Source organism: Agromyces humi, from assembly GCF_009720255.1.
In the GTDB taxonomy this organism is placed as follows: domain Bacteria; phylum Actinomycetota; class Actinomycetes; order Actinomycetales; family Microbacteriaceae; genus Agromyces; species Agromyces humi.
This window is the reverse complement of record NZ_WJSP02000210.1, coordinates 1-6357: the sequence shown is the minus strand read 5'-3', so window position 1 is coordinate 6357 and position 6357 is coordinate 1. Positions and strand designations below refer to the sequence as shown.

At 70.2% G+C, this 6357-nt stretch carries 6 protein-coding genes; 4 read left to right on the top strand and 2 right to left on the bottom strand.

What is annotated here, in order from left to right; translation table 11 throughout:
- The 4 genes from GH736_RS14965 to GH736_RS14950 form a co-directional block, all read left to right on the top strand.
- Nucleotides 1–829 (top strand): ABC transporter permease (locus tag GH736_RS14965; protein WP_407922354.1); only part of this gene is annotated, 829 nt, incomplete at its 5' end.
- Nucleotides 830–948: 119 nt separating this feature from the next.
- Nucleotides 949–2100: an ABC transporter substrate-binding protein gene (locus tag GH736_RS14960; protein ID WP_159604720.1), complete on the top strand. Its 1152-nt coding sequence runs from the start codon at nt 949–951 to the stop codon at nt 2098–2100.
- Nucleotides 2101–2222: 122 nt separating this feature from the next.
- A complete protein-coding gene (locus tag GH736_RS14955; RefSeq protein ID WP_159604718.1) occupies nt 2223–3551 on the top strand; it encodes an aspartate aminotransferase family protein in 1329 nt (442 codons plus the stop codon).
- A 3-nt stretch (nt 3552–3554) separates the two neighbouring features.
- Nucleotides 3555–5300: a CoA-acylating methylmalonate-semialdehyde dehydrogenase gene (locus GH736_RS14950; protein ID WP_235934270.1), complete on the top strand. Its 1746-nt coding sequence runs from the start codon at nt 3555–3557 to the stop codon at nt 5298–5300.
- 92 nt (nt 5301–5392) lie between these two features.
- On the opposite strand, the gene GH736_RS14945 is transcribed toward GH736_RS14950, so the two are convergent.
- Nucleotides 5393–5749: a hypothetical protein gene (locus tag GH736_RS14945; RefSeq protein WP_235934268.1), complete on the bottom strand. Its 357-nt coding sequence runs from the start codon at nt 5747–5749 to the stop codon at nt 5393–5395.
- Nucleotides 5750–5858: 109 nt separating this feature from the next.
- A partial coding sequence (locus GH736_RS14940) for a helix-turn-helix transcriptional regulator (RefSeq protein ID WP_162529567.1) occupies nt 5859–6357 on the bottom strand: 499 nt, incomplete at its 5' end.

The following is a 6357-nucleotide window of genomic DNA, read 5'->3' as shown; positions in this document are numbered from 1 at the left end:
GCCGACCGGCGCAGCCGGGCGCACGCCGCGCCCCCGCTCGCACGGCATGAGCCCGCGCACCGAGAACACGCTGCGCATCGGCGCGCCGATCGCCGTGGGCCTCATCGTGCTCGGCACGTGGCAGTTCCTCGTGAGCGTGGTCGGCGTCTCCGACTACCTGCTGCCGAGCCCGGCTTCGATCATCGAGGAGTTCGTCGCGTACTGGCCGTCGATCGCCCAGGCCATGCTCATCACGGGCACGAACGCGCTCGTCGGCCTCGTCGTCGGCTCGATCCTCGGCATCCTGCTCGCCGCGCTGGCCGCGCGGTGGCGGGCGATCGACCAGATGAGCGCGCCCGTCGTGGCGTCGCTCGCGGTCATCCCGATCGTGGCCCTCGCGCCGGTGCTCAACTCGATGTTCGGCGCCGACAGCCAGTTCGGCCGGCAGGCGATCGCGGCGCTCGCCTCGTTCGTGCCCGTGTTCATCAACACGCTGCGCGGCTTCCGGCAGACCGCGCCCGTGCACCGCGACCTCATGAAGGCGTACGCGGCCAGCTCGGGCCAGGTGCTGCGCACGCTCACGCTGCCGACGGCGCGACCGTTCATCCTCACCGGCATCCGCATCGCCTCGTCGCTCGCCGTGATCTCCGCGCTCGTCGCCGAGTACTTCGGCGGACCGCGCGGCGGCCTCGGCGGCCTCATCTCGACGTCGGCCGCGTCGAGCGCCTACGCCCGCGCCTGGGCGTACGTCCTGGCATCCATCGCCCTCGGCCTGCTCTTCTACCTCGCCACCCTCGCCCTCGAGCGACTGCTCCAACGACGACCGCCCCAGGAGCGACGACGCCCCTGACCCCAGACCACCGGGGCCGACCGCCCCGGGGAATCCGCAGGACCGCACCACGCACCACCCGCACCGCACCACCGCACCACCCGCACCGAGAACACCCGAAATGCATCGAGAGGACTGACATGAACCACAGCAGACGTCGCATCGCGACGATCGGCGGGCTCGCACTCGCGACCGCCCTCGCCTTCACCGCATGCTCCGGATCCGGCGGGTCGGGGGAGACCGACAGCGCCGACGGCGGTGACCTCACCCCGGTGAAGCTGCAGCTCCAGTGGCTGCCGCAGGGCCAGTTCGCCGGCTACTTCGCCGCCGCTGACCAGGGCTACTTCGAGGAGGAGGGCCTGGACGTCGAGATCATCCCGTCCGGCGGCGACATCGTTCCCCAGGACGCGCTCGCCAACGGCGACGTCGACTACGCCATCGCGTGGGTGCCGAAGGTGCTCGGCTCGATCGAGCAGGGTGCGAACCTCACCGACATCGCGCAGATCTTCCAGAAGTCGGGCACGCTGCAGGTGTCGATGGCCGACTCGGGCATCGACTCCGTTGACGACTTCGAGGGCAAGAAGATCGGCTCATGGGGCTTCGGCAACGAGTGGGAGATCTTCGCGGCGATGGCCGCCGAGGGCCTCGACTCCACGACCGTGCAGATCATCACGCAGGACTTCAACATGAACGCCTTCCTGCAGGGTGACATCGACGCGGCACAGGCGATGACCTACAACGAGTACGCCCAGCTCCTCGAGACGACGAACCCCGACACGGGCGAGCTCTACCAGCCCGAGGACTTCAACGTCATCAGCTACGAGGACACCGAGGGCGCCATGCTGCAGGACGCCATCTGGGCCGACACCGAGCGCCTCGCCGACGACGAGGACTACCAGGACACGACCGTCAAGTTCCTGAAGGCCGTCATCAAGGGTTGGGTCTACGCGGCTGAGAACCCGCAGGAGGCCTCGGACATCACGATCGCCGCCGGCTCCGGCTGGGGTCCGAGCCACGAGCTCTGGATGGTCAACGAGACGAACAAGCTCATCTGGCCCTCGCCCGACGGCATCGGCATCATCAACCAGGACGCGTGGGACAAGACGGTCGCGGGTGCGCTCGCGGCCGTGAACGAGTCGGGCGCGCACCTGATCACCGAGGAGCCGCCGTCGACCGCGTACACGAACGACTGGATCCAGAAGGCGCTCGACGAGCTCGAGGGCGAAGACCTCGACCTCACCGGCGAGAGCTTCGAGCCCATCGACGTCACCCTCGAGGAGGGCGGCAACTAGTCGATCGGATGCCGCGTGGCCGGTGCGTCCCGGCCGGCCCGCGGCATCCGCCCGCACGACCCCCGCGCCACTGCACGACGCAGCACCGCACGACCCGCACGCGAACGAAAGGCACCGAAGCCATGACCGAGAACCTCGCAGAGGACCTCGACGAGCTCGCACGCTCGCTGGACCGCGAGCACGTCTTCCACTCCTGGTCGGCGCAGTCGCAGCTCTCCTCGCTGGTCGTCGCCAGCGGGCGCGGGTGCCGCGTCTGGGACCACGCCGGCCGCGAGTACCTCGACTTCTCGAGCCAGCTCGTGAACGTCAACATCGGCCACCAGCATCCGGCGGTCGTGCAGGCGATCAAGGAACAGGCCGAGCTGCTCACGACGATCGCGCCATCGACCGTGAGCCTCGCCCGTGGCGAGGCCGCGAAGCGCATCATCGGCCACGCGCCCCCGGGGTTCCACAAGGTCTTCTTCACCAACGGCGGCGCCGACGCGAACGAGAACGCGATCCGGATGGCGCGCCTGCACACCGGGCGCGACAAGGTGCTCTCGACCTACCGCTCGTACCACGGCAACACCGGCGCGGCGATCGTCTCGACGGGCGACTGGCGCCGCATCCCCAACGAGTTCGCACGCGGGCACGTGCACTTCTTCGGGCCCTACCTCTACCGCTCCGAGTTCTGGGCCACGACGCCCGAGGAGGAGTCGGAGCGCGCGCTGCACCACCTGCGCCGCGTGATCGAGGCCGAGGGGCCGTCGTCGATCGCCGCCGTGCTGCTCGAGACCGTGCCGGGCACCGCCGGCATCATGCTGCCCCCGCCCGGCTACCTCGCCGGAGTGCGCGAGCTGTGCGACCGGCACGGCATCCTGCTCATCCTCGACGAGGTCATGGCGGGCTTCGGGCGCACCGGGCGCTGGTTCGCGTTCGATGGCTACGACGTGCGCCCCGACCTCATCACCTTCGCGAAGGGCGTGAACTCGGGGTACATCCCGGTCGGCGGCGTGATCATCTCCGACCCGATCGCGGCCACGTTCGACGACCGGGTGTTCCCCGGCGGACTCACGTATTCGGGACATCCGCTCGCGATGGCCTCGATCGTCGCCGCGCTCGACGCGATGGAGTCCGAGGGCATCGTCGAGAACGCCCGCGCGATCGGCGAGACCGAGATCGGCCCCGCGCTCGCCGAGCTCGCCGAGCGCCACGACGTCATCGGGGAGGTGCGCGGCGAGGGCGTCTTCTGGGCCATCGAACTCGTCGCCGACGCCGAGACCCGCGAGCCGCTGCCGCCCGCCGCGATGGGCCGGATCAAGTCCGGCCTCGTGGCCCGCGGCCTGCTGCCGTTCATCCAGGACAACCGCATCCACGTGGTGCCCCCGTGCGTCGTCACGGTCGAGGATGTCGCCGAGGCGATGCCGATCTACGATGAAGTACTGAGCACCGCACTCGAAGGAGAGGGCTGACTCATGAGCCAGACACTGACCGAATCCCAGGCGTCGGCCGCCGCCACGACGACCGTCGAGCACTGGATCGACGGGGCATCCGTCGCCGGATCGTCCGACCGCAGCGGACCCGTCTACAACCCCGCGCTCGGCGTCGAGCAGAAGCGCGTGCGCTTCGCCTCGACGGAGGACGTCGACCTCGCCGTGCAGGCCGCCGCCCGGGCGTTCCCCGGCTGGCGCGACACGTCGATCGCGAAGCGCCAGCAGGTGATGTTCGCGTTCCGCGAGCTCCTCAACGCGCGCACCGGCGAGCTCGCCGCGATCCTCACGAGCGAGCACGGCAAGGTGACGTCGGATGCCGCGGGCGAGATCGCGCGCGGACTCGAGGTCGTCGAGCTCGCCTGCGCCATGCCGGGCTACACCAAGGGCGAGTACTCCGAGAACGTCTCGACGGGCATCGACGTCTACACGCTGCGCCAGCCCGTCGGCGTCGTGGGCATCATCAGCCCGTTCAACTTCCCGGCCATGGTGCCCCTGTGGTTCTTCCCACTCGCGATCGCGACGGGCAACACCGTCGTGCTGAAGCCCTCGGAGAAGGACCCGTCGGCCGCCGTCTGGCTCGCCCGGCTCATGCAGGAGGCGGGCCTGCCCGACGGCGTGCTCAACGTGGTGCACGGCGACAAGGTCGCCGTCGACGCGCTGCTCGAGCACCCGACCGTGCGCTCGATCTCGTTCGTGGGCTCGACGCCGATCGCGCAGTACATCTACTCGACGGCCACCGCCAACGGCAAGCGCGTGCAGGCCCTCGGCGGCGCGAAGAACCACATGCTGGTCCTTCCCGACGCCGATCTCGATCTGGCCGCCGACGCCGCCGTGAACGCGGGCTTCGGCTCGGCAGGCGAGCGGTGCATGGCGATCTCGGCGGTGCTCGCGGTCGACTCGATCGCCGACGAGCTCGTCGAGAAGATCGCGGAGCGGATGTCGCGGCTCACGACCGGCGACGGCACCCGCGGCTGCGACATGGGCCCCCTCATCACGCGCGAGCACCGCGACAAGGTCGCGGGATACCTCGACGTCGCGGCATCCGACGGGGCCGCCGTGGTCGTCGACGGACGCGACCCCGAGGTCGACGGCGAGCCCGACGGCTTCTGGCTCGGCCCGACCCTCGTCGACCGGGTGCCGACCTCGTCGGCCGTGTACCGCGACGAGATCTTCGGGCCGGTGCTGTCGGTCCTGCGGGTCGACGGCTACGAGGACGGGCTCGAGCTCATCAACGGCTCGCGGTACGGCAACGGCACCGCGATCTTCACGAACGACGGCGGTGCCGCGCGGCGCTTCCAGCGCGAGGTGACGGTCGGCATGGTCGGCATCAACGTGCCGATCCCGGTGCCGGTGGCGTACCACTCGTTCGGCGGCTGGAAGGACTCGCTCTTCGGCGACGCCAAGGCCTACGGCCCGCGCGGGTTCGACTTCTTCACCCAGGAGAAGGCGATCACCTCGCGCTGGCTCGACCCGAGCCACGGCGGCCTGAACCTCGGGTTCCCGCACGCTTGCTTCATCAGCCAGGTCGACGAGCTGCTCACTCTCGACTTCTTCAAGATCTTCCTTCGCTCGACACGTGCAGAAGCGCGTGCGTATGGCCTCGAACTTCGCGCGGGCCTCGCGGGAGAGGGTCTTCGCGAGCTTGGCGGCTTCCCGCCCGGCTCGCCTGGCATCGGCGACGGCCTTGCGGGCCTCGCGGCGGCGGTCGCGGCTGGTGCGCGTCGGTGACGTGGACATGGGGGCTCCGTTCCTCGGCGAGCCGTCAGTCTCGCACCGCAGCGGGGCGTCGCCCACCGGGTTGACGGCACGGGCACTGACGGTTAGCGGGTGGCCCCGGCGGGCTCCGCCGGCTGATCCGTCGGCTCCGTCGTGCGCGCGTGGCGGCCGGTGCCGGCGGGCCCGGCCCCGGCGACCGGACCCCGCGACCGATACCGGAGGAACCATGCGAGCATCAGCGCCGAGGTCACGAGGTAGAAGGTGTGGAGGAACCAGATCGGTCCGACGGGCAGGCTGAACACGTACACCGAGTAGAGCGCGTTGCCCGCGTTGGTGATCGCCAGGTTGCCGAGGCTGTACGACGACAGGTCCTTCGTGCGGCCGGCCTTCATCAGCATGGGCAGGTAGCTCATGGCGAAGAGGCCGGTCGATGCGACGCCGGCGAACACGGCGAGGTCCATGGCACCGACGCTAGGGACGGCGCGCGCCGGCGGCATCGGGAGAATCACCCATGTCGGGGTTCCGAATGGCGCGACTCGTTCCTCCGGACGGCGCAGCAGGGGCCGCGAGTCAGATCAACGCGTGCTCGTACGCGTAGGCAGTCGCCGCGGCCCGTGAGGAGATGCCGAGCTTCGTGAAGACGTTGCTGAGGTGGCGGTCCACGGTCTTCTCGCTCAGGTAGAGCTCGCCGGCGATGGCGCGGTTGGTCTTGCCCTCCGCGACCAGTCGTACCACGTCGATCTCGCGTGGCGTCAAGGGCGTCGGCGTCCGCCGCGCCGACGTCCTCGAGACCGACAGCGCGTCCACCGCGAGCACGTCGGGCACCGCATCGAGCTCGACGAACACGGCCCGGGCCGCGTCGAGATCCATCGATGCCGAGTCGTCGTCGCCGAGCGCACGCCACGCGCGCGCAGCGACCACGCGGCACTGGGCGGCCTCGTAGGGCATGCCGAGTTCCTGCAGCACCCGCCAGGCGGCACGCAGTTCGTCGAGCGCACCCTTCGGGTCGCCTTCCTCGATCCGGACCGCCGCATCGCAGCGCGCCGCCAGGGCGCGCAGCATGGGGATC

What these genes read in the sequence shown, in the direction of transcription:
- GH736_RS14950 (WP_235934270.1), top strand. Translation starts at nt 3,555, where the DNA reads ATGAGCCAGACACTGACCGAATCCCAGGCGTCGGCCGCCGCCACGACG.
- GH736_RS14945 (WP_235934268.1), bottom strand. Translation starts at nt 5,749, where the DNA reads ATGGACCTCGCCGTGTTCGCCGGCGTCGCATCGACCGGCCTCTTCGCC.
- GH736_RS14955 (WP_159604718.1), top strand. Translation starts at nt 2,223, where the DNA reads ATGACCGAGAACCTCGCAGAGGACCTCGACGAGCTCGCACGCTCGCTG.
- GH736_RS14960 (WP_159604720.1), top strand. Translation starts at nt 949, where the DNA reads ATGAACCACAGCAGACGTCGCATCGCGACGATCGGCGGGCTCGCACTC.